General features: G+C 60.1%; 22 protein-coding genes and 1 tRNA gene. All 23 read right to left on the bottom strand.

Annotated features, from left to right (window positions below; all coding sequences use genetic code 11):
* Positions 1 to 27 precede the first annotated feature (27 nt).
* The 23 genes from HZB60_07370 to HZB60_07480 all read right to left on the bottom strand — a co-directional run bounded on the left by HZB60_07370 (position 28) and on the right by HZB60_07480 (position 26,011).
* Positions 28 to 1,059 (bottom strand): ribose-phosphate pyrophosphokinase, encoded by a 1,032-nt coding sequence (locus HZB60_07370; GenBank protein MBI5059580.1) that lies wholly within the window; start codon positions 1,057 to 1,059, stop codon positions 28 to 30.
* Positions 1,060 to 1,155: 96 nt separating this feature from the next.
* A tRNA-Gln gene (locus HZB60_07375) sits at positions 1,156 to 1,231 on the bottom strand.
* Between the two features lie 34 nt (positions 1,232 to 1,265).
* Positions 1,266 to 1,586, bottom strand: a complete 321-nt coding sequence (gene spoVG / locus HZB60_07380; GenBank protein ID MBI5059581.1) for a septation regulator SpoVG — start codon at positions 1,584 to 1,586, stop codon at positions 1,266 to 1,268.
* A 66-nt stretch (positions 1,587 to 1,652) separates the two neighbouring features.
* Entirely contained in the window at positions 1,653 to 2,555 is a 903-nt protein-coding gene (ispE, locus tag HZB60_07385; GenBank protein MBI5059582.1) for a 4-(cytidine 5'-diphospho)-2-C-methyl-D-erythritol kinase, read from the bottom strand.
* Positions 2,556 to 2,747: 192 nt separating this feature from the next.
* Positions 2,748 to 5,039: a polysaccharide biosynthesis tyrosine autokinase gene (locus HZB60_07390; protein MBI5059583.1), complete on the bottom strand. Its 2,292-nt coding sequence runs from the start codon at positions 5,037 to 5,039 to the stop codon at positions 2,748 to 2,750.
* 17 nt (positions 5,040 to 5,056) lie between these two features.
* The gene (locus tag HZB60_07395; GenBank protein ID MBI5059584.1) at positions 5,057 to 6,193 is read right to left on the bottom strand and encodes a flippase-like domain-containing protein; all 1,137 of its coding nucleotides are present in this window, start codon (positions 6,191 to 6,193) and stop codon (positions 5,057 to 5,059) included.
* A gap of 16 nt (positions 6,194 to 6,209) precedes the next feature.
* On the bottom strand, positions 6,210 to 6,830 hold the full coding sequence (locus tag HZB60_07400; protein MBI5059585.1) for a hypothetical protein: 621 nt from the start codon (positions 6,828 to 6,830) through the stop codon (positions 6,210 to 6,212).
* Positions 6,823 to 9,105: a DNA translocase FtsK 4TM domain-containing protein gene (locus HZB60_07405; protein ID MBI5059586.1), complete on the bottom strand. Its 2,283-nt coding sequence runs from the start codon at positions 9,103 to 9,105 to the stop codon at positions 6,823 to 6,825. Before HZB60_07405 ends, HZB60_07400 begins: the two co-directional genes overlap by 8 nt.
* Positions 9,065 to 9,835 (bottom strand): 2-phosphosulfolactate phosphatase, encoded by a 771-nt coding sequence (locus HZB60_07410; GenBank protein MBI5059587.1) that lies wholly within the window; start codon positions 9,833 to 9,835, stop codon positions 9,065 to 9,067. The genes HZB60_07405 and HZB60_07410 overlap by 41 nt, the downstream gene beginning before the upstream one ends.
* Positions 9,836 to 10,030: 195 nt before the next feature.
* Complete coding sequence (gcvT, locus tag HZB60_07415) at positions 10,031 to 11,119, bottom strand: glycine cleavage system aminomethyltransferase GcvT (GenBank protein ID MBI5059588.1); 1,089 nt, start codon at positions 11,117 to 11,119, stop codon at positions 10,031 to 10,033.
* A gap of 28 nt (positions 11,120 to 11,147) precedes the next feature.
* Complete coding sequence (locus tag HZB60_07420; protein ID MBI5059589.1) at positions 11,148 to 12,050, bottom strand: substrate-binding domain-containing protein; 903 nt, start codon at positions 12,048 to 12,050, stop codon at positions 11,148 to 11,150.
* 432 nt (positions 12,051 to 12,482) lie between these two features.
* Positions 12,483 to 12,638 (bottom strand): energy transducer TonB, encoded by a 156-nt coding sequence (locus HZB60_07425; GenBank protein MBI5059590.1) that lies wholly within the window; start codon positions 12,636 to 12,638, stop codon positions 12,483 to 12,485.
* A gap of 24 nt (positions 12,639 to 12,662) precedes the next feature.
* On the bottom strand, positions 12,663 to 13,409 hold the full coding sequence (locus tag HZB60_07430; protein MBI5059591.1) for a TonB family protein: 747 nt from the start codon (positions 13,407 to 13,409) through the stop codon (positions 12,663 to 12,665).
* Between the two features lie 42 nt (positions 13,410 to 13,451).
* On the bottom strand, positions 13,452 to 14,024 hold the full coding sequence (locus tag HZB60_07435; protein MBI5059592.1) for a biopolymer transporter ExbD: 573 nt from the start codon (positions 14,022 to 14,024) through the stop codon (positions 13,452 to 13,454).
* Complete coding sequence (locus HZB60_07440; protein MBI5059593.1) at positions 14,025 to 14,564, bottom strand: biopolymer transporter ExbD; 540 nt, start codon at positions 14,562 to 14,564, stop codon at positions 14,025 to 14,027.
* 96 nt (positions 14,565 to 14,660) lie between these two features.
* Positions 14,661 to 15,422 carry a MotA/TolQ/ExbB proton channel family protein gene (locus HZB60_07445; protein MBI5059594.1) on the bottom strand — a complete coding sequence of 254 codons (762 nt, stop codon included), beginning with the start codon at positions 15,420 to 15,422 and terminating at the stop codon, positions 14,661 to 14,663.
* Positions 15,423 to 15,467: 45 nt separating this feature from the next.
* Positions 15,468 to 17,108: a tetratricopeptide repeat protein gene (locus tag HZB60_07450; GenBank protein MBI5059595.1), complete on the bottom strand. Its 1,641-nt coding sequence runs from the start codon at positions 17,106 to 17,108 to the stop codon at positions 15,468 to 15,470.
* Between the two features lie 381 nt (positions 17,109 to 17,489).
* The gene (locus HZB60_07455) at positions 17,490 to 19,097 is read right to left on the bottom strand and encodes a S41 family peptidase (protein ID MBI5059596.1); all 1,608 of its coding nucleotides are present in this window, start codon (positions 19,095 to 19,097) and stop codon (positions 17,490 to 17,492) included.
* On the bottom strand, positions 19,094 to 20,431 hold the full coding sequence (locus HZB60_07460; GenBank protein MBI5059597.1) for a hypothetical protein: 1,338 nt from the start codon (positions 20,429 to 20,431) through the stop codon (positions 19,094 to 19,096). The genes HZB60_07455 and HZB60_07460 overlap by 4 nt, the downstream gene beginning before the upstream one ends.
* A complete protein-coding gene (dprA, locus tag HZB60_07465) occupies positions 20,418 to 21,527 on the bottom strand; it encodes a DNA-protecting protein DprA (protein MBI5059598.1) in 1,110 nt (369 codons plus the stop codon). The genes HZB60_07460 and dprA overlap by 14 nt, the downstream gene beginning before the upstream one ends.
* A 4-nt stretch (positions 21,528 to 21,531) precedes the next feature.
* Positions 21,532 to 22,845 carry a GTPase ObgE gene (gene obgE / locus HZB60_07470; protein ID MBI5059599.1) on the bottom strand — a complete coding sequence of 438 codons (1,314 nt, stop codon included), beginning with the start codon at positions 22,843 to 22,845 and terminating at the stop codon, positions 21,532 to 21,534.
* Between the two features lie 76 nt (positions 22,846 to 22,921).
* Positions 22,922 to 24,973, bottom strand: coding sequence for a T9SS type A sorting domain-containing protein (locus tag HZB60_07475; GenBank protein ID MBI5059600.1), 2,052 nt, complete (start codon positions 24,971 to 24,973; stop codon positions 22,922 to 22,924).
* A 237-nt stretch (positions 24,974 to 25,210) separates the two neighbouring features.
* Positions 25,211 to 26,011 carry a prepilin peptidase gene (locus HZB60_07480; GenBank protein MBI5059601.1) on the bottom strand — a complete coding sequence of 267 codons (801 nt, stop codon included), beginning with the start codon at positions 26,009 to 26,011 and terminating at the stop codon, positions 25,211 to 25,213.
* Between the last annotated feature and the right edge of the window lie 6 nt (positions 26,012 to 26,017).

The raw sequence follows: 26,017 nt of genomic DNA on the forward strand, positions 1-26,017 counted from the left end.
TATCGGGAAAGCGGCTCGGCGACTCGGTCAGTGGGCGGCGGCCGTAACGCCCGAGAACAGATCCGGAGTCTCGTCGATCAGGGACACCGCCGTCTTATCCGTCACGAAGGTATCGAGAAAGAGGTGGCTGATCGACTCTTCGAGATGAATACGCTTGATCGCCTCGGCCCACAGTTTGGCCGTGGACAACTTGCGGATCTTGCGGAATAGAAATTCCTTCGGCGTCGGCAAAGTATCGCAAACCCAAAGGCACTTGATGTCGCTGGCTTCCACGCGCTCGACCGCTTTGCCGGAGAGCACGGGGTGCGTGACCGCCGCGTGAATCTCGCGCCCGCCCTTCTCGCGCAGCATCGCCACGGTCGCGGCAAACGTGCCGCCGGTGTCGATGATGTCGTCAACGATCAGGCAGTTCTTGCCGTCAACATCGCCGATGAGATTGAGCGCGACGGCCTTGTTGGGAGCTGTGCGCATCTTATCCACGATGACAAAATCGGTCTTTAGGTAGTTCGCGTAGAACCGGGCCAGTCGCGTGGAGCCGACGTCCGGAGCGACGATCGTCAGATTCTCGATCGGGTGCTTGAGCAGCAGCTCGACGAACAGACGGGACGCGTAAAGGTGGTCGAACGGAATGTTAAAGAACCCCTGGATCTGCGCGGCGTGCAGGTCCATCGTGAGGACCCGCTGCGTGCCCGCCGCTTCGAGCAAGTCCGCGACGAGGCGCGCGGTGATCGAGACTCGCGGAGCATCCTTGCGATCCTGCCGGGCGTAGCCATAATAGGGCAGCACCGCCGTGACGCGACGCGCCGACGCGCGTTTGGCCGCGTCAATCATGATCAGGAGTTCCATCAGATTATCCGCGGGCGGACACGTCGGCTGAAGAAGGAAGACGTCGCAGCCGCGGATGTTCTCTTCAAACTGAACTCCGATTTCACCGTCCGAAAAGCGGTTGACCGCGGCCTGACCGAGAGTCAGGCCCAGGTGACGCGCAACGGCTTCGCCCAGCCCGCGATGGGACGTCCCTGTAAACAGCTTCAGCGGCGCGCTGGAAACCTGATTCATCCTGTTTGAAATGCCGCGATCCGCGCGGCGGTGTTACTCACCGATGTAATCGCCACGTCCGGTGCTCGCGCACGACGTCCACATATTGTGACGCCATGGCTGGGGCGGAAGGACTCGAACCTCCGGATGCCAGGACCAAAACCTGGTGCCTTACCAACTTGGCTACGCCCCAACGGAGTGCCGTCGGGCCAGCCGACGATTCCGCCTTAATCTACGATGCCGCCGATGGTACCGAATCCGCCGTGGCCCGGCGCATTGGGAATCGCTTCGGTGGCGGCCGCGATTCGCCGGTACTCTTCGAGGATGGTCTCCTCAAGGTGTTGGCGGAACTCGTTCGAAATCGGATGCGCAATGTCCTTGTAGGTGCCGTCTTCGAGCTTCCGGCTGGGCATGCAAACGAACAAGCCGTTCTTGCCCTCAATCACCTTCAGCCCGCGGACCACAAAGACATCGTCGAACGTGATGTTCACGAATGCCTTGAGCTTGTCCTCATCCCGAAGGTTGATATTCACCTCGGTGATGTTCACGTGCGCTTTCCTGTCCCTTCCGTGAGATGTTTCTGCTCGCGACACCGGGACCGGGGACGGGAATGGTCAGGACCGCGGACGAGCCACGGCCAGACAGACACGCACGGTCACGGACGACCCAAGCTGCAGCGCGGCATGCCTTGCCTGAGTCTGATCGCGAAAAATACCAAACACACATGACCCGCTGCCCGAGAGCAATACGGCCTCCGCTCCGGCAGCGGCGATACGTTGCCGAAGTGCAGCAATCTCGGGAAACGACTCTAAAACTATATTTTCCAGGTCGTTAAAAACAAACGCTGGCCAGTTCTCCGAGGCGAGTATGGGATTGATACGAGATTGTAAAATAACACTTTTCGCACTGTCTGTCAAGGGAAATTGAGCATTTTCAAAGACCCACGGAGTGCGGATGCCAAGGTTAGGCACGGCCAGCAGGAAAGCACCGTCGCAATTAGCAGGGAGAAGTTCGAGGAGTTCGCCTCGCCCTCGACCGATCGCCAGGCCGCCATAGAGGAAGAACGCGCAGTCGGAGCCCAATCGAGCGGCGAGCGGATGGAGCCGGGAGACCGGCCAGTCCAGCCCCCAAAGCCGGGAGAGGCCAATCAGGGCCAGCGCTCCGTTCGACGAACCGCCGCCGACGCCGCCACCGACGGGCAGCGACTTGTGCAGCACCACCCGACCCCGCGGAACCGTCCCGGCGGTTTCGGCGAGGAGTTGTGCCGCCTTAGTGATGAGGTTGCCGGGTCCGGCTGAGACCTCGGAGCTGCCCACGACCTCAAGACTCCAGCCCGAGGACGGATGGAACTCCATGTCGTCGAACCAGTCAATTTCCTGATACAACGTCTCGAGTTCGTGATAGCCGTCCGGCCGCTTGCCGATCACATGCAGGCCGAGGTTGAGCTTCGCGGGAGAGTGAAGGCGGAAGCCGCCGTGCGGAAGCTCGAAGGTATCGGGGTATGGGCGCAGAGGCAAATTCGGAAAGGCGGAAATGCGGAGCGGGGAATTCTGCAGAACGGAGCCGGCGGAGCATGACGCGACGCGAATCAGAGTCGAAGATTACGGATGGGCGAGGCTGGACTACAGCGGCTTGGAAGACTCAAAACGAAGAGGTCGGACGACGACCGACCTCAGCATCCCGATTCGTTGCGGTTCACACGCCCGATCTCAGGTCATCTGCTCGGTATCGACCGAACTCGGTTGTCGCTTCTGCCGCGCCTTCGAACGGTCCGATCCGTAGTAATAGTAGTACTGGTAATAATGGAAGTAGTAATAGTACGACCCGTAAATCTTCTTGATGTCCAGATTGTTCAGGATCGTGCCCATCACGCCCGCGCGCACGTTGCGGATCAGACTCACCGCACGCTGAATATCGCGCTTGTTGGTATAGGCGGAACTGACGACCAAAATCGTGCCGTCCACCCGCGTGGCCAACACAGCGGCGTCCGTCACGGCAATCACCGGCGGACTGTCCACCACCACGTACTGATAGCGCGCACGCGCATCCGCGAGGAACTTCTTCATGCTCTCGGAGGCGACCATCTCCGCCGGATTGGGCGGAATATCCCCGGAGGTGATCAGATCCAGTTTGTCCACTTCCGTGTGCTTGATCACGTCGTCGAACGAAAGCGAGCCGACGAGCAGATTGGACAGGCCGTAGGTCTTGTCGAGGCCAAAGAAATTGTGCAGCGACGGGCGCCGCAGATCGCTGTCGATCAACAGCACCTTCGAGCCCATCTGCGCCAGCGTAATGGCGAGATTCACGGCGGAGGTCGATTTGCCTTCCTTCGAGGCGGAAGACGTAATCAACAGCAGCCGCTTGGGGTGATCGATATCGCTGAACTGGATGTTCGTCCGCAGGCTGCGGTAAGCTTCGCTGATCGGCGACTTCGGCGAAAAGCGGGTGATCAGCTTCGATTCGACGCGATGCAGGTCGGCCTCGGTGAATTCACGACCCTCGCGCTTCAAGCGTCGCAGAATGGCTTCCGTATGCACGACGGGAATCGTGCCCAGTACGGTCAGGCCAATGCGCTCAAGATCGTCGCCGGTCTTAATCGTGTCGTCGAGAAACTCGAGGAAGAAAGCAATGGCCACACCCAGACCAAATCCGAACAAGATGCCGAGCAGGATGTTCAGCTTCTTCTTGGGGCGAACCGGCTCGGCCGGCGGCTTCGCGGTGTCAACGATTTCGACCCCGGCGGACTTACCGGCCTCGGTGATGCGGCTCTCTTCGTACTTCTCATTCAGCATCACGTAGAGGTTCTCGTTCAACTGCCGATCCCGACTCAAGCGCGCCAGCACCAATTGCTTCTCCGGCAGCTGATCGAGCTGATAGTCGAGATTCTGCATGACATCGCGCAACGCCTCGGCTTTAGCCGTCAGCGACTTGACTTCGATCTGCGTGGTGAGCAGCATGTCGAACAGATCCTGCGACGTGTGCAGGGGATCGATCGAGCCGGTACCCGTGCCGGCGAGCCGGCGGACCTCTTCGATCAGCTTGGCCTTGATATTGTCAACTTCGTTTTCGAAGGCCGCGACCGTTTCGTCCGTGCCCGGACCGGGATTCGCCAGCAGCGACGCGATGCGGGTTTGCTTGTCGGCGATCTGCTGCTGCAATGTCGCGATCAACGGATTCTGGAGGCTGGCAAAGTCGGCGACCAGACTGCCTTTGATGTCCTGCAATTGCTTGCGCAGGAAGTCCTGGCGCCGCAACTCAGAGTTCAACTCCGTCTCCGTCGAATTGTAGAGCGTGTGAATATCGGCGGATTGCCGCACCAACTGCGTCGTTTCGTCAGTCAGCGACGAGACGCTTTGGCTTTCCTTGTAGGTCTTCTCCAGATTCTCCGACTGCGATAGCTGCTCGCGGACGGTGGCCAATTGCTGTTCCAGGAACTGCCGGATGTCCGACAGCTCGCCGCGCGCCTCCTGCAGCGAATAGAGATAGTACTGCTTGGCGACTTCGTCGGTGAGAAAGGCCGCTTCAAATGGCGTGTGCGCGGAGACGCTGACTTTCAGCACATCCGTGTCCTTCAGCAGTTCGACCGAAAGCTTCAGGCGCAGCGAAGCGACACGGGCGTCATAGGTAATCGGATCGCCATTCTGGTCCGTGTCCTTGAGAATCTCCAGCAACCCCTTATAGGAGGAGTTCTCCAGCGACTTGATTACCGCCTCGGCAATCCGGCGACTCTGTATCACCTCCATCGCATTCAGGTTGCGCGATTTGTAAACCGGCTCCGGTTTCTCATCCAGCAACCGCGACTCCATCTGGTCGGCATTGCGGATCAACAGGCTGGCGGTCGCCACATAGACGGGCTGCATGCGGTACGTCATGAACGTGACGGCGCCGACCACGGCGAGAAACGTCAGAATGATCACCCAGCGTCCGCGGAACAAGATCCGCAAATACTCGGAGATCTGGAGTGACGTGTCGCGATGATCCAGATGTGTGTCTCGCTGCATATCCCGTTACCCGATCGTTAGGACATCGGCAGTTTCCGCTTGCTCACGTCCACCGGAGCATGCGGAGCGTGCGTCTCCACCTCAAATTCCGCCGCCAACGTTTTCGACCCACTGAACGAAAGCCCGTGTTTCCAGAAGAAGAACAGGCCAAGCGCCGTCAGCGGAATGTAGTTCAGCGCGTGCAAGAGCACCGCGAAGCCTACGGCGCGATCACCCGGCACGCCAAACAGACTCAGCGCCAGGACCGCCACGCCGTGATACGTCCCGACCGCGCCGGGCGCGCCCGGCATGACCAATCCGAAAGTTGTAATCACCAGAATCACAATCGTCGCGCCGAGCGGATTGTCCCAGATCAACGGCAAACCCGGCTCGACGAGACCCACGCTGCGCATCACCCAGTAAACCATCGTCACGTACATCACCCACATGACGATGGAACTGGCGGCCAGTCCGAGCAGCGCCTCCTTCCTGCCCAACACGACGAAGCCGTCGGTGAAGCGGTCGAGCGCCTGCAGAATTCCCGCGGACAACCGCGATGGCACGAGCTTCAGGCATTTCCCCGCGAACCGCATGGCCGGCGCGCGATCCAGCGCAAGCCAGACAAAGAAACCGGTCACCGCGAAGGCGCCGATGGCACTCGCATACGCGGCCTTTTGCACCACGCCCGGCAGCGGATACAACACGACCGCGAGACCAATGAACGGAATCATGAAGACCAGATCAACCAGCCGCTCGAGCACGATACTGCCGAAGGCCGCGGTGCGCGACAATCCCGAAAGCTGGTGCACGACCTGCGCCTTGTACACCTCGCCCATGCGCAGCGGCAGCACGTTATTGGCCATGTAGCCGATACTCATCGCGCCAAAGGTCCGCCAGAAGCTGATGCGCACGAGCGGACGCAGCATCAGGCGCCAGCGCCAGGCACGAATGAACAAGCTGGCCATGAATACGACTCCCGTCAGGAGAATCCATGACCAACGGGCCTGCGTCAGCACGCGGCCCAGATCTGAAATCGCGAAACGCGGATCGGAAAAGAGTGCTGCGCCCGGCCCGGCCGTAGCCGAGAACAGCTCGCCCAGGTGCGGCTTGAAAACGGTCAGATAGAGAAAGAACAGACTCAGGACCAGGCTGACGAGAAGTTTCGAACCGCGCATATTCAGGATTACTCGCTCAGCGCTCGGGCTTGGTGAGGCGGAAGTCGATCAGATTCTCCGCGGGGACCTCGGGAGTCACAAAGAGACTTGCCGCAGGCTGCGCGCGTTCGTCCCATGATTTGATCGCATAGCTGACTTCGGCGCCATCAGGCTGGAGGTAGCGAATGACGTCGGGGTGAGCGGAACCGGCGGCGAATTCAAGCACGATGTTCGTGGGCGCGGTCGCGTCATCCGATGTCAAGCGCAACAGCATGCGGCCATCAGGCTCGATATCCAGTCCCGCGGCATCCAGATCCTTGCTCAGATTCAAGAGCATCGTCTCCGGCAACCACTCGCGCTCGGCAGAAAACTCGAGGATCACCGTGTTCTGAGCCTTGAGGTGCCGCCACTGCTCACCGTCATGTTCGCACAGTGTCCAGTCGGGCGTATCGTGATAGAACTTGTCCGGCTTCAGCCAGAGCATCCTGCCCGAGACCGGACCGTCGGCGAAGGCCGTACCGGCGGCCTGATAGTGGATATCCAGCGACGACAACGTGCGCAAATGCCGTTCCAAGTCCCGATAGACCCGCGCAGCGTCGTCGGCCGCCACGGACAGGCTGGAAACGGAGATGACAAGGGTTAGCAGGATTCTAATCATTGAACTCAGTGTCAAAAAAGTGCTCATCGACGAGCACGGCGCGCGCTTTCGAGCCGTCGTAGGGCCCGACAATGCCCGCGCGTTCAAGCTGGTCAATGAGGCGGGCGGCGCGGCTGTAACCGACCTTCAACCGACGTTGAAGAATCGAAACACTACCTTGCCCGGTCCGCACAACGATTTTTGCCGCCTCCATGAAGAGCGGATCCCGGTCCCCGGCGTCCAGCGTTATGCCGCCGCCCTCGCCCCCCTCGTCCGCCTCCACCGGGAGCACCAGCTTCGCGCGCGGCGCCGGCTGCTTGACAATGTGGGTGATGACGCGAGAGATCTCCTGTGACGTAAGCAACGCACCTTGCACGCGGATTGGCGCAGGCTCTTCGGGATGCTGGAAGAGCATGTCGCCCTGTCCCAGCAACATTTCCGCGCCATTGGTGTCCAGGATCGTGCGGGAGTCCACCTTCATCGCCACGCGGAAGGCGATGCGCGCGGGGAAGTTCGCCTTGATCACGCCGGTGATCACGTCAACGGACGGGCGCTGCGTGGCGACAACGAGATGAATACCGACCGCGCGCGCCAGCTGCGCCAGCCGCGCGATCGGTTCCTCGACTTCGCGCTGGGCCGTCACCATCAAGTCCGCGAGTTCGTCGATCACGACGACAATAAACGGCAGCGGCTGGTCACCCAGTTCGCCGGGATCGGCGCGCACAATCTCGTTGTACTCGGAGAGCTGACGCGCACCGCGCTCGGCCAGGAGATCATAGCGACGTTCCATTTCGAGCAAACAACTGCGCAGGGCCTTCACGGCTTCGTCGGGACGCGTGATCACATACTCGGACAAGTCCGGACGATGCGTGACGTGGTGATTGCGCAGTTCGTTGTAAGCCGAGAGTTCAAGCTTCTTCGGATCAATCATCACGAACTGCACGTCATCGGGGGTCGCGCGCAATAGAATGGACGCGATGATCGTATTGATGCAGACCGACTTGCCGGAGCCGGTCGTACCCGCGATCAGGAGATGCGGCATGGCGCCAAGGTCCGCCGTGAAGATCTCTCCCTGCACGGTGCGGCCGAGCGCGATTTGCAGTTTCGTGTCAGACTGCTGATACTGCTCCGACTCGACAACTTCGCGGAACGTGACGATCGCGGGTTTGACATTCGCCAACTCGACGCCGACGGCGGCGACGCCGGGAATCGGAGCCTGAATGCGCAGGCCGCGAGCGCGCAGCGCCAGGGCGATGTCGTCCGCGAGCGCTTCGATGCGCGAGACTTTTACGCCGGGCGCGGGCTCCAGATCAAAGCGCGTAATCACCGGACCCGGATTGACGCGTACGACTTTCGCCTGCACACCGAACGTCGCCAGCGTCTTCTCCAGAAGTTCGGAATTGCGCTGTTGCTCGTCCGGCGGCATGCCAATGACCGTGCCACTCTTGGAGGCATTGAATAGATCCACCGGCGGGAACACGTAGCCCGTGCGGTCCTCGATTTGAATCGCGAGCTGCGCCGGGGAGGCGGGCTTGTCCTTCTTCGAGGCACCGGGCTTGGCCAGATTCTGAATCAGCCGTCCGGGGAGACCATCCGCGCGGTCGCTCGAGAGCAGCGGCGGAAGTGGCGGAAGTGCTTCGTCCGGTTCACGCAAGTCCGGATCATGCTCACGGTCGGAGTCGCGACGGCTAAACCATCCGGGCTTAGGAACTCTGACCGCGGCCGTTTTCTCAATCGCCGTGTTGACTCTGGATTCGAACCAGTGCGCGAAACCCGCGATGTAGAGAGCGAAAGTGGCGATCACGAGGACCACGAGCACCGCCACGGCGCCGAAACTGCCGAGGAAGTCGCGGAGTTGTTCCGCTGACTCAAAGCCAAACGCGCCGCAATGTTGGAACGTCGCCGTCGCCTCAAGCGGAAAGAGTTGGCCGATGACGCCGATGAAGGCGGACGTCCAGATTGTGAGGACCGCGATGAAGAGCGTATGTTGAAGGGGTTTGCGCCAATCGAGTCGGCGCAGCAGGGTCCACCCCCAGATTCCGATCAAGCCGGCGATTCCAAAAGCCGCCCAGCGGCCCAGTCCCAGTGTCACGAGGCCGTAACTCATGACCGTTCCCGAATAGCCAATCCAGTTGTGCTCGTGCGCTTCGCCCCAGACCGGAGAGTCCAGCTCGGAGAAACTGACGACGGACAGGAATACGAGAGCGGCCAGCACGAGGAGTGCCAGCCCCCAGAGGAATGACGCGGGCGACGCGTCAGGCCGGGACGGTTGCGACTTCGGTGAGCGGGGTGCCATTCAGGCGAAACGCTTTGATCTTGCCTTCAATAAACGTCGGAATGATCGGATGCGTGTCCACGCGCGCGCAGATCTCCAGATCCTCGTCGTAACCGATCCGGGCGAGGAACTGACCGTGGCTGCACTCGCGATGCAGCGCGGGAATATCGGAGCTGTACTTCTCATAAAGCAGTTGCGCCGCGCGCGCGCTGTCGGAACGCTGCGCGCGAGCACCGAGGCCGTCGAGCAATCCTTCGACAAACATGCCGGCGCAGACGAAGTCCTCCATCGAGAAGTGCTCGAGCTTGCCGGAACAGAGCAGAACCACGGGGCGGTCGTCGTCGATCAGCCGCTGCAAGACTACGGAGTAGTTGTTGTAACCGCCGAGATAAACGCGTTCGGCGGCGCGGGCGCGAACCAGCGTCGGCGCGCCGTTGGTCGAAGCAAAGACGATGATGCGGCCATTCACGCGGTCGAAGGAATACTCCGCGGGCGAATTGGACAGGTCGAAGCCTTCGATCTTCTTGCCGTCACGCTCGCCGCCAAGCAAGCTCACGCCGCGCCCGGTCCGCGAGGCCAGCTCGCCGGCTTCAGCGGGCGTCACGACCGGAATCACCTCGCGCGCACCGTTGGTCAGCGCATGCGTGATCGTCGCCGACGAGCGCAGCACATCGATCACGACCGCCGAATGACCGCGCAAGTCGTCGTCAACAATTTCCCGCGGCGAGCCGTACACTTTGATCTCAATCATTGTCATGCTGGTTCCGAAGTTGCTGGATACGAAATATGCGACCGACGTCAGATCTGGCGATCACTGGGCGGGAGGGCAATGCTCTGATACCGGGATCCCGCAGACCGGAGCCGCGGCCGGGTGCGCATTGCGGTACGACACTACGGATGCAGATTCCAGCAGGGTCCGGCGACCCGGCGCGGGGCGGCGCAGCAATTAATAGGGCCGCTGGTAGAAAGGCGTCTTCACGACGCGCGCCGGCAACAACTTGCCGTGACAATCCACGCGCAGCGCGGATGCGATCGCACTCTGCGCGACGGGGACGTAGGCCATCGCGATGCCTTTGCTCGACATCGGCGAGACCGTACCGGAGGTGACGTGCCCGATTACGGCGTCGCCGGAAGCGTCGAGTACGGAGTAACCATCGCGCGGGAAGCCGCTGCCTTCGAGCTCCAGACCGACCAGCTTGCGTGTCAAACCGGCGTCCTTGACCTTAAGCAGGGCCTCGCGACCGACGAAGTCACCCTTGTTCAACTTGGTGATCCAACCCAAGCCGGCTTCGAGCGGATTGGTCTCCTCGTTGATGTCATGACCGTAGAGACACATCTTCATCTCGAGACGAAGACTGTCGCGCGCGCCGAGGCCGATCGGTTCGAGATCGTAAGGCTTGCCCGTCTCGAAAAGGGCGTGCCAGACCGACTCCGCATCGGAATTCGCGAGATAGAGTTCGAAACCGTCCTCGCCGGTATAGCCCGTGCGCGAGATGATCGCGGGAGCGCCGGCGACACGGCCCTCGCGGAACCAGTAGTACTTGATGCCGGATACATCGCAGTCGGCCAGCTTGCCGACAATTGTGGCGGCCGAACGACCCTGAATGGCCAGCAACGAGAATTCGTCCGTGCGATTCGTGAGTTTCATCTCGCCCGAAACATTGGACTTCAGCCAGTCCCAATCCTTGTCGATATTCGCCGCGTTGACGACGAGCATGATGTGATCGGCAAAGCGATAGACGAGCAGATCGTCAACGATGCCGCCGGTCGGCAGGCACATGCAGGAATAGTTGACCTGACCGATGCTCATGGCTTTCACATCGTTGACGGTTACGCGATCGACGAACGCTTCACGGTCACTCCCGGTAACCATGAATTCGCCCATGTGCGAGACGTCAAACACCCCGGCCGTCGTGCGCACGCGAACGTGTTCGGCACGGATTGAACTGTATTGGATCGGCATCAGGTAGCCGGCAAACGGTACCAGCTTCGCGCCGAGTGATTCGTGAATGTGCGTGAGTGCCGTGTTCTTCAAGGCGGAATACTCCGAATTGCAACGAGAGTTAATTGCTGCGCATCTTGACCACGCGCACCGGGACGGACGCGGGGCGATAGCCGAGGTTCATCACTCTGCGCTGACCAAGATTACTGACCGCATAGGTAAGGTAGCCCGCGGCCACATCCTGCTTGCTGCGCGAAGTCACGTAGATCAGTTCGATGTGGAACGGGTAAACGGGTGATTCGAGAATCTGCTTGACGTTGGCCGGGATCTCCGCGCCGTCCCGGCGAAACAGCAGGCGACGGACGGGGGCGCTTTCAAGCGGGCGAGCATATATCAGCAGCGCTCCCGGATCGCCCCGGGAACTGTCCAGCATGCCCTGAGCGGTCGGACACTCGACCGCCACCACGGAATCGAGATTGCGGTAGAACGCGGTCACGGCTTGCCAGGCCCCTTCTCCCGCGGGAGGCGCGTAGGTCGTGATCCGCAGATCGGGACCGCCAACTGATTTCCAGTTCAGAAACTCGCCGGTCAGAATGCTGCGTAGCTGCGCACTGTCGAGTGAACGAACCGAGTTCCCGGTGTCAACGAGCAGAAAGACCGGATAGTAGGCCACCGGATAAGTGTAGATCTTCAGATTCTGCCGGCCCATCGCCAGCGACTCGGCGGACGTCAACGGCCGGTCGAGAAAGATCTGATCCGTGTCCTTGTTGACCAGCGAATCCACGAGTTCGCGGTTCAGCCCGCGCACGATATCCACAAAGGCGCCCTTGTTGATCGACTGGTATTCCGCCGAGAGTTTCCAGGCGACATCGAAGACGGCGTCCGATGCGCCGATGATCGCATGGCCGGCAGTCATGGACTCCGCGGGTTGGCGCGGACCGCAGCTGATCAGCAGAAGCAAGCAGAGCAGCGCGAAGCTGCGTGCTCCGGCCGGGACGGCAGACCCGGCGCGGAACGGTAGCACGGTCAGCGTTCCCACGGGCGTCTCCGTTCTCCGCCGAAGCGGCGTTTGTCGCGCGGGGGAGCAGATCTTGCGGCCACGAAGCGATGCACTCCGAGCAGAACGGTGATGATTCCGAGCATCGGGCGGATTCCGAGTCCCGCCGGGAGCTCGCGCAAGATCAACCCCGATAAAATGGCAATGCCGACCGCAACCATTGCGATCGGCAACACCCAGCGTGAAATCACTTGCATGTGATGCACGGCGCTGTCGCGCGGGTCCGTGTGTTGCGGTCAGATCCCAGTCCGAACTGTGCGTAAAAAATCATTCGCGATGATACGCTCCGAGGGGCACTTGGAGACAAGTGCCACCAAGACGCTAATACGCTAACAAAGTCCGGAAGGCACTCCTTGACTCGCACAACGACCGGCTGGCGCTGCGGCTGTGGCGCCCGGCTTATTTACCGAGCCTGAACTTGAAGGGAACCACCACCCAGACCCCGACCGGTGTTCCCTGCTGCATCGCCGGGGTGAATCTCCAGTTGCTGATGACGCGCGGCGGTGTCAACGCCAAGGCGCCGGGCCGTTTCCGATCCGCGTTTCCCGGATGCACCCACCAAGGTGGGTGCTACGCTCGCTACTTCTTGTACTTGAAGTTGAAGGGAATGGCAATCCACACGCCGACCGGGTTACCCTGCTGAATGGCCGGTGTGAATTTCCATTTCATGATGATCTTCTCAACCTCGTCCTCGAAGCCGAGGTCCTTCGGATCGACTTTGACGATCTTGTACTTCTTGACCTCGCCCTTCTTATCGACGTACACCTGCGCGACGACCTTGCCGGTAACTTGCGCGAGCTTGGCCATTTCGGGGAAGGCCGGCTGCGGCATGAAGTCGGGCAGCGGCTGCGGCGCAACTTCATAGGGAGTGAAGACGTCCGAGCCGGGAATCGCTTCGTCCTTCTCTTCCTGAATCACCACCGTCGCATTCGGATCGATCTCCAAGCCTTCATCGTCACCGGATACGGCAGCAATGATCTCTTCCTGTGATGCGATGAGCTGCGGCTCTTCGATCACTTCATCTTCCTCGACGGCAACCGGAATCGCGGCCTTGGGCGGCGCGATCTTGGGACGCTCGATCTTGACCGTCTCCACATTCTCCTGTTGCTGCCGTTTGAGCTTGGTGAGCTGCGACGGATCGATCACGATGACGCGATCGGGCTCGGGAATGTCGCTCTTGAACAGCGTCATGATATAGGGCGACGCGACGACCACGCTGTGAATGAGGAAGCTCACCACCAATCCGCGGAACAAATTCCTGCCCACGAAATGCTTGAGCTCAAACGAGCCGTAGCGGCCTTGTTCGAGTTGTGTAATTAGGTCCATCGTAGTCCTCCCCGGCGGTTGGCGCCGGGATTCGGGCAACCGCTACTCAGTTTCCGCCGGTCCAGTGGCGTATTCAGGCTCCGGCAAGTCCGCCGGGCCAGAGGTCTGGAAACCGGCCATCCGCAACAGCGAATCTTCGAAGGTCGTAAAGTGGTCGATCGAAAACCGCGTGGTCTTCGCGACATTGAATTCGTCGATCAAGTTCACCATCGACTCGTACTTCGCCTTCTTGTGAATGCGCGCGAGCACGGTCAGACTATCGCCGATAATCTCGCGACGCTCCAACAGCACGGGACGCAGACTGTCCCACACCAACGGGCGCGGCGGACTGTCGCCGATAAAATAGGCCAGTGAATCCCGCTCCGTCACGAGGAACGTGATTAGCTTGTTCTTGTAAACCTTCGTGGTCGGCGGCGGGTTGTTCGGATCGTTTTCCGGTAAGACCATTTCCATGGCCTGCGGCAAGCGGAACACCGTGGTCACCATGAAGAAGATCAGTAACAGAAACGCGATATCCACCATCGGCGTCATGTCGATGCGGATCGGAGTGCGAGGGCGCTTCCAACTGGGGCCGGCGCCGCCGGATGATTTTTTCTCAGTTACATCGCCTGCCATCTATCCTCCCACCGCCGCGCTCGTCGCACCCGGCGCAGCTTCGCCGTCCGTGGGTGCGCCGGCGCCGCCGTACTCTTCTTCCAGCTCGGTCACCAGATTCAGGATATTAAGCTGATTCTTCTGCAAGACGTTCATGACCTGCTCGATCGTTCCGTACTCCGCGTCGGCGTCGGCCTTGATCACCACGCGGTTGACCAGACGGGCGAGCTGCAACTCGTTGATCCGGGCCGGCAGGTCTTCGGGCTTGAAGACCACACCGTGCGCCGCGCGGCCCTCAATGGCGGCGAGACCGAACTGCACGTCGAGCGTCGAGACGCCGAGCGTCATGAAGATGCGATTGTCCTTCGGGACCGTGATCGTGATGACGCCGGTTTCCGGAAGCGTGAACGCCGAATGCGAAAACGGCGTCTCCACTTCCACTTCCGATGGCTTCTTGAACACGGTCGTGGACATGAAGAAGATCAGCAGCAGAAACGCAACGTCCACCATCGGCGTCATGTCGATGCGGACGGGAAGTCGTCTTTTCTTGGGTGCTGCCATGAGTTGATGCGGTTAATTCGTGGGGGTGAAACACTCCGACTCCGGCCCCCCGTGGTCCCGCCACAAAGCAGGGGGAGACCCGAAGGCCGAACGAATTTAGACCGCGTCCTTCTCTTTCAGGATTTCGACCATCAGATAGGCCGCTTCGTCGATCGAGTAGTTGAACTGGTCAACCTTGTTGACGAAGAAGTTGTACGCGACGATCCCCAAAATGGCGGCGAACAGACCAAGCGCCGTATTCACGAGCGCTTCCGAAATACCCTTGGCCAGCTCGGCGGCATTGGGCGCGCCCTGCGTGGACATGGCGGCAAACGAGCGAATCATACCGATCGTCGTGCCGAGCAAGCCGACCATGGTCGCAATCGACGCGATCGTCGAGAGTGCGATCAGGTTGCGCTCCAGGAACGGCACTTCCAGCAATCGAGCTTCGTTGATGGCCCGCTGGGTTTCCGCGAGCCGCTTCTCCTGCCCCATACCCTTGTCACTCGCCATCCGCAGATACTGTTCCGCCCCCGCCTTCAGTACCGCCGCCGCCGAACCGCGCTGCTTGTCGCAGAGGCCGGCCGCGTCGCTGTATTTGCCGTCACGGACATGCTTGATGAAATCGGAGAAGAACTTGGTCAACGGCGCCGTGCCGGCGGCCTTCTTCAGCGTGATCAGACGCTCGACGATAAAGGTGATCAACATCAATGTGATGCAAATCAAGAAGGGCACCAGAATACCCCCGAGGCGAATCTGGTGAATCAGCGGGGTCTCCTCGACGCCCTTATCCATCGCCGGCAACACGCCGTAGTAGAGGCCAAACGAGATCACGAGCGCGAGCAGGAGCGTGATGACGGTAAATGTACCTTGCTTCATGCCGATCTTCCTTGTTCCTTAGAACCAGAGTGGGAAAGTGATTTGTTACTTGAGCTGGGTGAGAATCGTCTCGATCTGCTTCGCCTTGTCGCGACCGTCGCCGCTGCCCAGCGAAGCCGCCCGGCGATAGGCATCGAGCGCCTTGGAAACCGTGCCCTTGTTCTTCGGGTCCGCAAAATAGTAGGAGTCGCCAAGCTGGACCCAAAGTTCCTTGTTGTCCGGACAGTGCTTCACCCCGTCCAGCAGCGGGGCGATGGCCTGACTGAACTGCTCACGACGCAGAAAGATGTAGGCGCGGATTTGATGCGCGTCGCATTTGTCCGGGTAACTCGCGGTCAACTGATCCGCGGTCGCCTTCGCCTGCTCCCACTGCGACGTTTCGATGTAGGCATTGACCAGAATCCCGCCGAACTTGTCGAGCACCACACTATCCGACATCAGCGGTGCCAGCAGTTCAGTCAATTCCTTCTGCCGCTTCGTGCGTTGCAGCAAACTCACGAGCCGCGACAGCTCGTTGCGGTCGGCCGGGTTGCGATCGTACTCGATACGCGAATAGATCAGCGCCGAATCGAGATCGCCGCGTTTGTCAAACGCGCGGGCAATCTGTCCGTGGGCGCCGGCCAGCGACGTGTCAAACCGCAGCGCCTCGTGCAGGACGATGAGACTGGAATCATATTTGGCCGGAGCTTTGTTGGCCGTGTCCTGATTCGCGACCAGAAACATCATCTTGCCCATATTCGCGAGCGCGTCCGCCAACTGCCCGCGCACATCGGCACGATCCGGCTTTAAGGCCAAGGCCAGTCGAAAGGCGTCCACTGCGGAGGGATAGAAATTCTTCTTCTCCGCTTTCGAGAACTCGATGTAGCTCTTGCCCAACAAGAGGAAAGAGAGGAAGTGATCCGGACGCTTCGCGCCCGACAGTCGGAATTGCGTCGCCGCTTCCGCCCACTGCTTGCCCGCATAGTACAGACGCCCGATTAAATAATCGACCGTCTTGTTGTTCGGGTCCTTTTCCTGCACGACCTTGAACAACTTCAGCGCGTCGTCGTATTGCTTCAGCTCTTGCAGTGCGAGGGCATACTCGAAACCAATGTTCGCGTCGCCCGGAGCCAAATCCCAGGCCTTTGCGTAATTATCCGCGGCGAGCTGCCACACTTTCTGGTCTGCATAAATACGAGCCAGAATCTGCGGATAGAGCGGATTCTTGGGATTCTTCTGAGTCGCGCTGGACAAAACCTTCGTGGCCTCGGCCATGTTGCCCTGTTCGGCAAGTATCTGGCCGCGAGCAACCTTGATTTCGTCAATCTTGCCCTTCGGATCCTTCGCCTCGGCAGCGCCCACTATCCGGTCGGCATCGGCGACGCCCCCGGATTGGAGGTAGTAGCCACTGAGCGCGAGGACCGCCTGCGGGTATTTCGGATTCGCGGCGAGAGCTTGAGTGTAGTCCTGCACGGCTCTGGCCGTATCGCCGAGCGCCATGCGGGCGTCACCGAGCAGCGAGAACGCCGCCTCGTTCGAGTTGGTCTGAACGAACGGTTCAAGGATTTGTACGACCTGGTCCCATTCGCCATGACTGGCCGCTTCGGCCGCCTGCTGGACTTCAGGACTCGGTCCGGCAAACGCAGTGAGCGCCAGGCAGATCAACGAGGCGATTATCGAGAATGGGTTGCTATTAGACTTAAACACCGCGAGGCTCAGTTGTCGAAAGTGGAGTGTCTCAGTCGTTAGACGCCGAACTGAGGACGGGAGTTTAGGCCTCGGGAACACCGATCCTGAGGCAGCTGATATGATCTGGGAAATCCGTCAAATGGAAGCTTGAATATAGCTAACCGCTCGTAAAAGAGCAAGTTAAAACTGTCTTAACAGCCGCTTAACCCCGGCCCGGAATACATATGTTCAACGCGACATCTGCACGGCCAAGCCCAATTCGCCCGGCTCTAAGTGCTTGCATCGGGGCGAATTGTGCGGAATCACCGGCGAACCCTCACAATCACGAAGGGGCAGGCCCCGAAGCCTGCCCCTTCTGGGGTCCAATCGTACAGTGCGATTCCAAACTTGAGCAGAGGACTACTTGGGCATCAGGCCGGCGCCCGCCGCAAGGTCCTTGGCCACACCGAACATCCGCTGGGCCGCGGCCACCTGATCGTCGGTCTGCAAGCGCACCATCACATACAGGTCGCGGTCATTGAACAGAACTCCGGCCAGCTCGCCCTTGAGGTTGTTCTTCGTGAACTCAAGGTCTTTCGTCCACTCGTCTTCTTTGATCTCGATACTGTCCGTCGCGGCATGGGCACGGAACTCGCCGAGCATGGCGTCGGTAACTTCAAAGTCATTCAAGAACTTGTCGAAGTCCTGGCCGAGGTCCGGATGATGGACCGCAAAATCCGTCGCATAATCGAAGTACACGCGCTTGGAAAGCAGGCGAGCAGTGGTGCCGGTCAGTTTCCCCGAGTGAATCGTGGAATCCGGCGTGATGCCGCCGCCGCCAAAGACAACTCGACCGCCGTCCGTCTTATAAGTCTCGCGCTTCACCGTGTCTTCGTGCGCCGGCGTCGGGTCGAGCAGGTCGTCCGCATAGGCTTCCGCGACGTAGTCCTGGTCGCTCTTGCCGTCGTACGGACGCTGAATGCAACGGCCCGTAGGCGTGTAGTACTTCGCCGTCGTGATCCGGACCGCCGATCCGTCCGGCATCGGATACGGCGTCTGCACCAGGCCCTTGCCGAAGCTGCGCTCGCCGACGACCAAGCCGCGATCATGATCCTGAATCGCACCGGAGACAATTTCCGAGGCCGACGCGCTCCCATGATTGATCAGCACGACCACCGGGACATCGTACTTCCCGCCAATCCCCGTGGAACGGTACTCCGCATTGGAGCGCGGGGTGCGGCCCTTCGTGTAAACGATCATCATGTTCTCGCGGGGGAGAAATAGATCGGCCACCTTCCAGGCCTGATCGAGATAGCCGCCGGGATTGCCGCGCAGGTCGAGCAGGAGCTGGCGCATGCCCAAGCCCTGCAAACTGTCCAGCGCGTGAATGACTTCCTTGTCCGTCGTCCCGGTAAACTGATTGATCTTGACGTAACCCGTTTCCTTGTCGGGCATCATCAAGGCCGCGCCCACACTGAAAATCGGAATCGTATCGCGAGTAATCGTGAAATCCAGCGGAACTTCAATCCCCGGTCGATTGATCGTGACATTGACCGTCGTCCCCTTCTTGCCGCGCAGCTTGGAGAAGACTTCGTCGTTGGAGATGCCGTAGGCCGATACCCCGTCGATCTTCACAATCTTGTCCCCCGCGCGAATGCCGAGGCGATCCGACGGTGTGCCGGGGATCGGCGAAATGACCGTGAGCCATTTGTTCTGGATGGAGAAGGTAATGCCGATGCCTTCGAACTCGCCCTTGAACTGTTCGGCGATCTTTTTCTGTTCTTCGGCGGGTATATACACGGAGTGCGGATCCAACTCCTCGAGCATGCCGCGGATCGCACCCTCGAGAATCTTGGATTCCTCCGGATCCTCGACATAGTTATCGCGTACGGTGCGGAGAATGTAGTTCAGCTTTTGAAGCTGCATGCCGACATTCTCGCCCTCGGCGAACAAATCGGGCCCCCAGATGAAGGTCACGATCCCCAGTGAGAATACCAGCAGAAACCCGACCGTTGACAACCGCTTCATGCGCGTGTTCCTTCCGTGATCCGTTCGGCGTAATGCCGTGATAGCAACTCCACTTCGAAGTCCGTCAATTCGATTCCGCGCCGTGACATCGCGAACCGCGCCGTCGCCAGCGTGCGATCCAGCGCGCCAGGTTTCAGACCGTCCTTGCCGCCCCACATGAAACTCTCAATGTACTGCGGCGGATAGCCGGCACCATACACATTGGCCGCCGGCCCCACGACCGTCGCCGTGTTGAACATCGTATTGATGCCGGTCTTAACATGGTCTCCGGCCAACAGACCAATGTAGCGTTGGCCCGTGGGAATCCGGTAGGGACCGATTTGAACCTTCACTTCCCCGTAATCGTTGCGCAGATTGGACGTGCGCGTATCCGCGCCCAGATTTACCCATGATCCGAGATGACTGTTGCCGAGAAACCCGTCATGCTGCTTGTTGGAATAGCCCTGCATGATCGACTCCGTGATCTCGCCGGCCACGCGACAGACCGGGCCGAGACTGGTGCCGTGATACAACCGACAGCCCGCTTTGATGCGACAGTTCGGCCCGACATAGAGTGGCCCTTCAAGGTACGTATGCGGCTCGACTTCGGTTCCGGCGCCGATCCAGATCGGGCCATGCTGATTCCCGAAGACGGTCCCCGGCATCAGCTTGACGCCAGCCCCGGCGTACACCGGGAATCCGTTCACCTTGTCCGTGACCTGTACACCGGCCGGAGGTTCCCGCAAGAGATGCGCGCCGCACAGCTCGATGGCCGTCTTGCCCTGAGACAACAGCTGGCGCCCGAGCAGCTCGGCATTATGCCGCATGTAATCCCAACTATAGCGAGCATAGCGAATGGCATAACCCGCTCCGGTCACCGGCGTCGTCCTTGAATCTTGAACGAGGCGAGTCGCAATTTCGGTTCCCGGCAGGCGCAAGAACTTCGCCGCCTGTACTGCCGGCAGGCGCGACCACAATGCACAGCCTGCTTCATCGACCACCGTTCCAAGTTGCCCGGTCTGCGCCTCGCCCTCCGGCCACATGGCAATGACCCGGCCATTCAGAAACAGCACATCGGAATCCTCTCCCCAATCATCCGAGTCAGACGGGGCGAGATATGTTGCCATACCGGACAGATGAGCGCGCGGGGCCAGCCGCAGCCCGAGGCCGAAGTCCAGCGATTGAACGACCCATTCCCGCAGGCAGCCCATCCCCGAGCGAATTTCCCAGGCGGGACGTGTGACCGCGAGCGGAAACAGGTCGGTTTCAACGGCCGGGTCCTCGAACAGCACGACATTGCAGTCGCGAATCAGATCCGGGGCAATGACCCGGGCGGCGATTTCATGCGCGGACAAAGTACTTCCCCGGTAATTGCTTTACGATGCCTTTCAGTTCCAGCATTAACAGCCGACCGAGAGTTTCGCCGACCGGCAGACTCAATTTGTCAGACAACACATCGATGTGCGTTGCTTCACTGACGTGCAGCGCGGTCAGCAGATCGCGCTCGGAAGCGGGCAAGTCCAGATTCAGCTCCTGCTGCGCGACTTGATACTGCCGTGAATTCAAGCGGCTGTCCAGCAGTTGCAGAATGTCTTCCGCTTTCTCGACCAACGCGGCGCCGTCCTTGATCAGACGATGACAGCCGCGGGATTTCGGATTGTTGATCGCACCCGGGACCGCCATCACCTCGCGATTGTAGTCCACGGCGAGGTTCGCGGTGATGAGCGCGCCGGACGTGTCGCCGGCTTCGACGACGAGCGTCGCCAGACTCAGACCGGCGATGATGCGATTTCGTTGCGGAAACGTCGTGCGCTCGGGCTGCTTGCCGGGAGCATATTCGGAGAGTAGCGCGCCGCCCGCCGCGACCACTTGTTCGGAGAGCTCGACATGAGTGGAGGGGTAAATAATGTCGATGCCGCAGCCGAACACCGCCTCGGTCGGCAGCCCGGCCTCGATCGCCGCGCCGTGGGCAAAGCCGTCGATTCCGGAGGCCAGCCCGGAGACGATATGAAATCCGCTGCCCCGCATCCCGAGTATGAGATCCCGGGTCACCCGGCTGCCATAGGCCGACGCGCTGCGAGTGCCTACTACCGCCAAGCGTTTCGCCGTGGCCGGAAACGAACCCCGAATAAACAGGACCGCCGGAGCATCGCTCTCGATTTGCTTCAACGCGATCGGATAGTCTTCGTCCCAGTACGTGCAGATCCGCGCCCCCAGTTCGAGCGCGCGATCATACTGAATCGCACCGGTCTTGGCGTCCGGGCGAGCCGCGTGCAAGCGAGCCACCAGCGTCTCGCTGAAGCGCGGGATGTCACGCAAATCGTGCTCCGTCACCGAAAACACCCTAATCGCGGAACCGAACTTCGACACGAGACGAACCGCCGTCGTCGGTCCAATGCCCTCCACACTCAGCAGATTCAGCAGGGCAACGACTTCGTCGCGGTTCGCCATGGATTCACTCGTCGTCGTCATCGTGCGCCGGCCTGGCCTCTATCGCAAACTCGGGTGCGCGGAAGATCTCGGGAACCGGAGCGGATTGCAGCAGCTTCCAAAGCTTGGCCACCAGCGTCTCGAGGCCTTCGCCGTCCGCGGACGAGATCCGCTGTTTCCACGGTCCCGGCGGCGGTGCCGCCCCTTCGAGCAAGTCGCAGCGCGAGAGCACCACGAGGGAGGGACGCTTGGCCAAGTCGGGATTCCATTTCTTCAGCTCCGCCTTCAGAACTTTCAAATCCGCTTTCGGATGTTCGCTCATCGCGTCAACCAGAAAGACCAGCACGCGCGTGCGCTCGATATGCCGCAAGAATTCAAAGCCGAGGCCGCGGCCGTCCGAAGCACCCTCGATCAGACCGGGAATATCGGCGATCACAAATGTCTCGAATTCGGAGGGACGCACGATGCCCAGATTCGGATGTAGAGTCGTGAACGGATATGGCGCGATCTTCGGCCGCGCCGCCGTCAAGACGGAGAGCAACGTGGACTTCCCCGCGTTGGGCAGGCCGACGAGACCGACATCCGCCATTAACTTCAATTCGAGGTACAGCGTCTTCTCGGCGCCGTGCGTACCGGGGGTTGAGCGACGTGGAGCGCGATTCGTCGGCGTCTTGAACTCCGCGTTGCCGCGACCGCCGCGACCGCCCTCCGCAAGACAGAAGCGCTGACCGACCTTTTTCAGATCCACCAACAGCTCATCACCGTCAAAGACGCGCGTGCCGACCGGGACTTTGATCGTGAGGTCCTCGCCGGACTTGCCCGTACAACGCGAGCCTTGGCCGTGTTGACCGCGATCGGCATTGAAGCTCGTGCGGTAATGGAAATCGAGCAGCGTGTGCAACTGCGGATCGGTCTCGATCAAGACCGAACCGCCCTGCCCGCCGTTGCCGCCGTCGGGCCCGCCAGAGGGGATATAGGCTTCGCGGCGGAACGACACGCAGCCGTTGCCGCCGTCTCCGGCCTTGACTCTGATTTTCGCGCGGTCAATAAACACTAAGAAAAATCCAAGATTGAAAATTGAAAACTCAGATTCCGGCAGGGTCTGGAGACCCTGCTCGGCGGGACGGGTTGGGCGAGATTCCGGCAGGGAAGGAATCCCTGCTCGGCGGTGACGCGCCGATTCCGGCCGCGCGAGGACGCACGGCTCGGCGAAGGAATCCCTGCTCGGCGGTGACTCCCCGATTCCGGCCGCGCGAGGACGCACGCCTCGGCGACGCCATGCAAAAATCCAAAAGGGCCAGGTGCCGAACTCAACACCTGGCCCTTGGGAATGAGCCATTCACATCCTGACTTCCGTGAGACCCTGCACTTCGTTCAGGAATCCAATCGGAGTTGCACGAGGATTGCGAGGTGGATTACTTCATCAAGACCATCTTCTTGGTCACCGACTGTCCGGCGACATCAAGACGGTACATGTACACGCCGCTGGCCAGCTGGTCCGCGCTGAAATCAGCGGTGCGGACACCGGCCGACAAGGGAGCATCGTCATAAAGCGTGGCGACCACCTGTCCGGCCACGTTGTAAACCTTCAAAGACACATGGGCATCGCGAGCCAGCTCGAACAGAATCTTGGTGTTCGGATTGAACGGATTCGGGTAGTTCTGATAAAGCTTGAACGACTCGGGACGAAGCGTGGGAGCCGACGGATCGACGGCATCCGGGCAGTCTGACGTATCCAGCTCCACTACCGCGCCCGGGAAACCGGTCGAGTCCACGTGCAGCGCGGGCCAGTAGGGACTCACGAGCGGACGCAGCGCGATATCGGCGATCGGAATTCGCTGATACACAACCGGGTTGAGGGTCGCGACGCCTTCATCCTGCGGAATACCGCCGGCATCGTGATCCAGCACGTATTCCATGTGCAAATAGCCCTGGCCTTCGGCGTACGTTACGTACTTGGCGACCGTGATGTCGCGCTCGGAGAGGCTTCCCGGAGGAGGCGTGCTCTGACCGCCATCGGTCTCCGTAACGTTCGTGGCTTCAGACCAGAACCGTCCGCCGTCGCAAGACACCGAGACATAGGCATCGCCCATCGGGAAGAACTGGTCGCTGTAGGAGTTGCTGTCATACAACTGGTACGAGCAGTAGAAGTAATGGGTGATTGTATCTTCCGCAAGGCACGGACGCTGTGCGTTCAATTGCCAGGCGCCAACGTCGATCAGGGTTCCACCCTGAATCGTCTGGAAGTAGTACGCGTTCACAATCGGAGTGAACTCTTCATACTCCTCTGACCAATGCCAGATACCGGACTCGTCGATCCACGTGAACGGACCGGCATTGCCGTAGCCACCGACGCCGAAATAAGCGCGGGTCGTGAACGCGACGTGGATGTTATCGAGGTGATCGAACATCACGTTGCAGTCCGTGTAGAGACGGAACGTGTCCAGATTGCAGACCAGCGAATCGCCGCTGGCGCAGTCGAAGTCCGGCTCGGGGAAGTTCGTCACGTTGATCGGCTCGTTCCAGTTAACGCCGCCGTCCTCGGAAACGAGAAGATACAGGTCGTTGTTCCACTGCGTCGCGAAATCGGGATCGCGCGGATGCAGATAGGCGATCGCGACACGGTTCGACCACGGGGAAGCCGCGACATCCGGCGCAATGGTCATCACCTGCTCGATCGGCATATACTGCTCGCCGTTATAGACGTCCTGCCACGTGATCTGGACTCCCTGATCGAATTCATCGTACTCAGGAACGCCACGCGAGTAGAAGATCCACTGCGGATCACCGGCCCCGCCGCCGCCCTCGGTCGTCACCACATGCAGATTGCCATCCGGACCCTGATCGATCTTGGGCCAAATGGTCTGACAAGGCGCCCCGCCGACGCAGCCACCGCCATTGGTGGTGTGGGTCGGCTGAGTTACTGTGAACGCTCCCGAGCCCGGGAGGAAGTCGATGGCGGTGCCCATGAACGGGTCGCCGGTCGTGACTTCGTGAAACGTTGGGAAGCTCCAGCCGTCGGCATTGGTCACCTGCGCGACATATCCGGCGCGGGTTGAGGCATTCACCTGGCTGCCGGAGGACGAACCGAATTCCAGCGTCGCCGGATCCCAGATGTTCCAATACGCGTGACGCGGATTAAACTGAGCGTTCAATCCATTCATCCACACGACCTGCACGTAACCCAACTGATCGACACCGATCATGTGGCCGGCCGTGCCGTTGTGCTGGTAATCATACCAGGTCGTACCCGCCTCATAGTATTCGCCGACCAGATCGAGACTCCGCGACGAGCGGGTTGCATACGGTGTGTTCTGCGGAGCGCTTTCCGGCGCGACCACTTCCATTCCGTCACCGACTTTCGCAGCGGGACCCCGCTCTAACTTGCTGCTCACCTTCGATGCCAGCGCTGCGCTAACCAGCAGCAGGGCCGACAGAACTGCGAAAACCACTAACCTCCGCGACATTGTGCCTCCTTTTACGATTGCAGAGCCGCTATTCGCTCCGCAAAGACTGTAGCCGAATAACGTTGAATTGACTGTTTCCTGTCTAATAACATAAAGTAAGCTAAGGAACTTAAAAAGTCAAGTCATAAAGTCAATGAGTAAATCAAGACAAATCCGTTAAGGTCGGAAGGCCACCGGTGGTGAGGATGGGGCGGAAACAGCCACGGGCAGGACCGTAGGTCGCTGATACACGGGCGCTTAGCGCAGGATCAGGTGGGTGTACCATTGTAGGGCAGGCTCGCCGAAGAAGAGGCAGACGACCAGCGCGATGGCCAGGAACGGGCCAAACGGGATCATTTTGCCCGACAGATCCTTGCCGGTCACGAGCAGAGGTAAAGCTACAAGTGTGCCAAGCAGCGAGGCGAAGAACACCATCAGCAAGACGAGCTTCCAGCCGAGGAACGATCCGGCCATGATCCCGAACACTACGTCACCACCGCCCATGGCGTCCTTCTTGAACAACCACTTCCCTCCGATCAACATTAACAAGAAGATACCCCCACCGACCAGCATCCCGATCAGCGCGTCCGGGATGGGCCGCAGCTCGAAGAAGAGGGCGCCGATCAGTCCGATCACCGCCATCGGAATCGTGATCGCAAATGGGAGGAGCCAGTGCTCGAGGTCGATCAGCACCAGACTCAACAGTGCAATGAAGAGTAGTCCGTGCGCAACTCCTGCGTACGAGAAGCCAAATCTGTGCACAGCGCCCACTGCAAGAATCCCACTGGCCAGCTCAATCAGCGGATACCGGATCGAAATCCGAACCTTGCACCCGGCACACCTCCCGCCCAAGAGGAGGTAGCTCAGGACGGGAATATTCTCCCAAGGTTTTATCCTCCGGCTGCAGGCCGGACAACGAGAAGGAGGAGTCACTAAGGACTCCTCCCGGGGAAGACGATAAATCAGTACGTTGGCGAAGCTGCCCAAACAGAGGCCGAGGAACCCGGTGAGGCCGTACACCAGCCCAACCGGCAGCGGTCCCCAAGGCGTACCGACCATGGAACT

The sequence above is a fragment of the candidate division KSB1 bacterium genome, from assembly GCA_016214895.1.
Lineage (GTDB): Bacteria > Electryoneota > RPQS01 > RPQS01 > RPQS01 > JACRMR01.

What these genes read in the sequence shown, in the direction of transcription:
- HZB60_07445 (MBI5059594.1), bottom strand. Translation starts at nt 15,422, where the DNA reads ATGAAGCAAGGTACATTTACCGTCATCACGCTCCTGCTCGCGCTCGTG.
- dprA (MBI5059598.1), bottom strand. Translation starts at nt 21,527, where the DNA reads ATGGCGAACCGCGACGAAGTCGTTGCCCTGCTGAATCTGCTGAGTGTG.
- HZB60_07475 (MBI5059600.1), bottom strand. Translation starts at nt 24,973, where the DNA reads ATGTCGCGGAGGTTAGTGGTTTTCGCAGTTCTGTCGGCCCTGCTGCTG.
- HZB60_07455 (MBI5059596.1), bottom strand. Translation starts at nt 19,097, where the DNA reads ATGAAGCGGTTGTCAACGGTCGGGTTTCTGCTGGTATTCTCACTGGGG.
- HZB60_07430 (MBI5059591.1), bottom strand. Translation starts at nt 13,409, where the DNA reads ATGGACCTAATTACACAACTCGAACAAGGCCGCTACGGCTCGTTTGAG.
- HZB60_07370 (MBI5059580.1), bottom strand. Translation starts at nt 1,059, where the DNA reads ATGAATCAGGTTTCCAGCGCGCCGCTGAAGCTGTTTACAGGGACGTCC.
- obgE (MBI5059599.1), bottom strand. Translation starts at nt 22,845, where the DNA reads ATGGCTCATTCCCAAGGGCCAGGTGTTGAGTTCGGCACCTGGCCCTTT.
- HZB60_07405 (MBI5059586.1), bottom strand. Translation starts at nt 9,105, where the DNA reads ATGGCACCCCGCTCACCGAAGTCGCAACCGTCCCGGCCTGACGCGTCG.
- HZB60_07435 (MBI5059592.1), bottom strand. Translation starts at nt 14,024, where the DNA reads ATGGCAGGCGATGTAACTGAGAAAAAATCATCCGGCGGCGCCGGCCCC.
- HZB60_07440 (MBI5059593.1), bottom strand. Translation starts at nt 14,564, where the DNA reads ATGGCAGCACCCAAGAAAAGACGACTTCCCGTCCGCATCGACATGACG.
- HZB60_07395 (MBI5059584.1), bottom strand. Translation starts at nt 6,193, where the DNA reads ATGCGCGGTTCGAAACTTCTCGTCAGCCTGGTCCTGAGTCTGTTCTTT.
- HZB60_07410 (MBI5059587.1), bottom strand. Translation starts at nt 9,835, where the DNA reads ATGATTGAGATCAAAGTGTACGGCTCGCCGCGGGAAATTGTTGACGAC.
- HZB60_07390 (MBI5059583.1), bottom strand. Translation starts at nt 5,039, where the DNA reads ATGCAGCGAGACACACATCTGGATCATCGCGACACGTCACTCCAGATC.
- HZB60_07400 (MBI5059585.1), bottom strand. Translation starts at nt 6,830, where the DNA reads ATGATTAGAATCCTGCTAACCCTTGTCATCTCCGTTTCCAGCCTGTCC.
- HZB60_07480 (MBI5059601.1), bottom strand. Translation starts at nt 26,011, where the DNA reads ATGGTCGGTACGCCTTGGGGACCGCTGCCGGTTGGGCTGGTGTACGGC.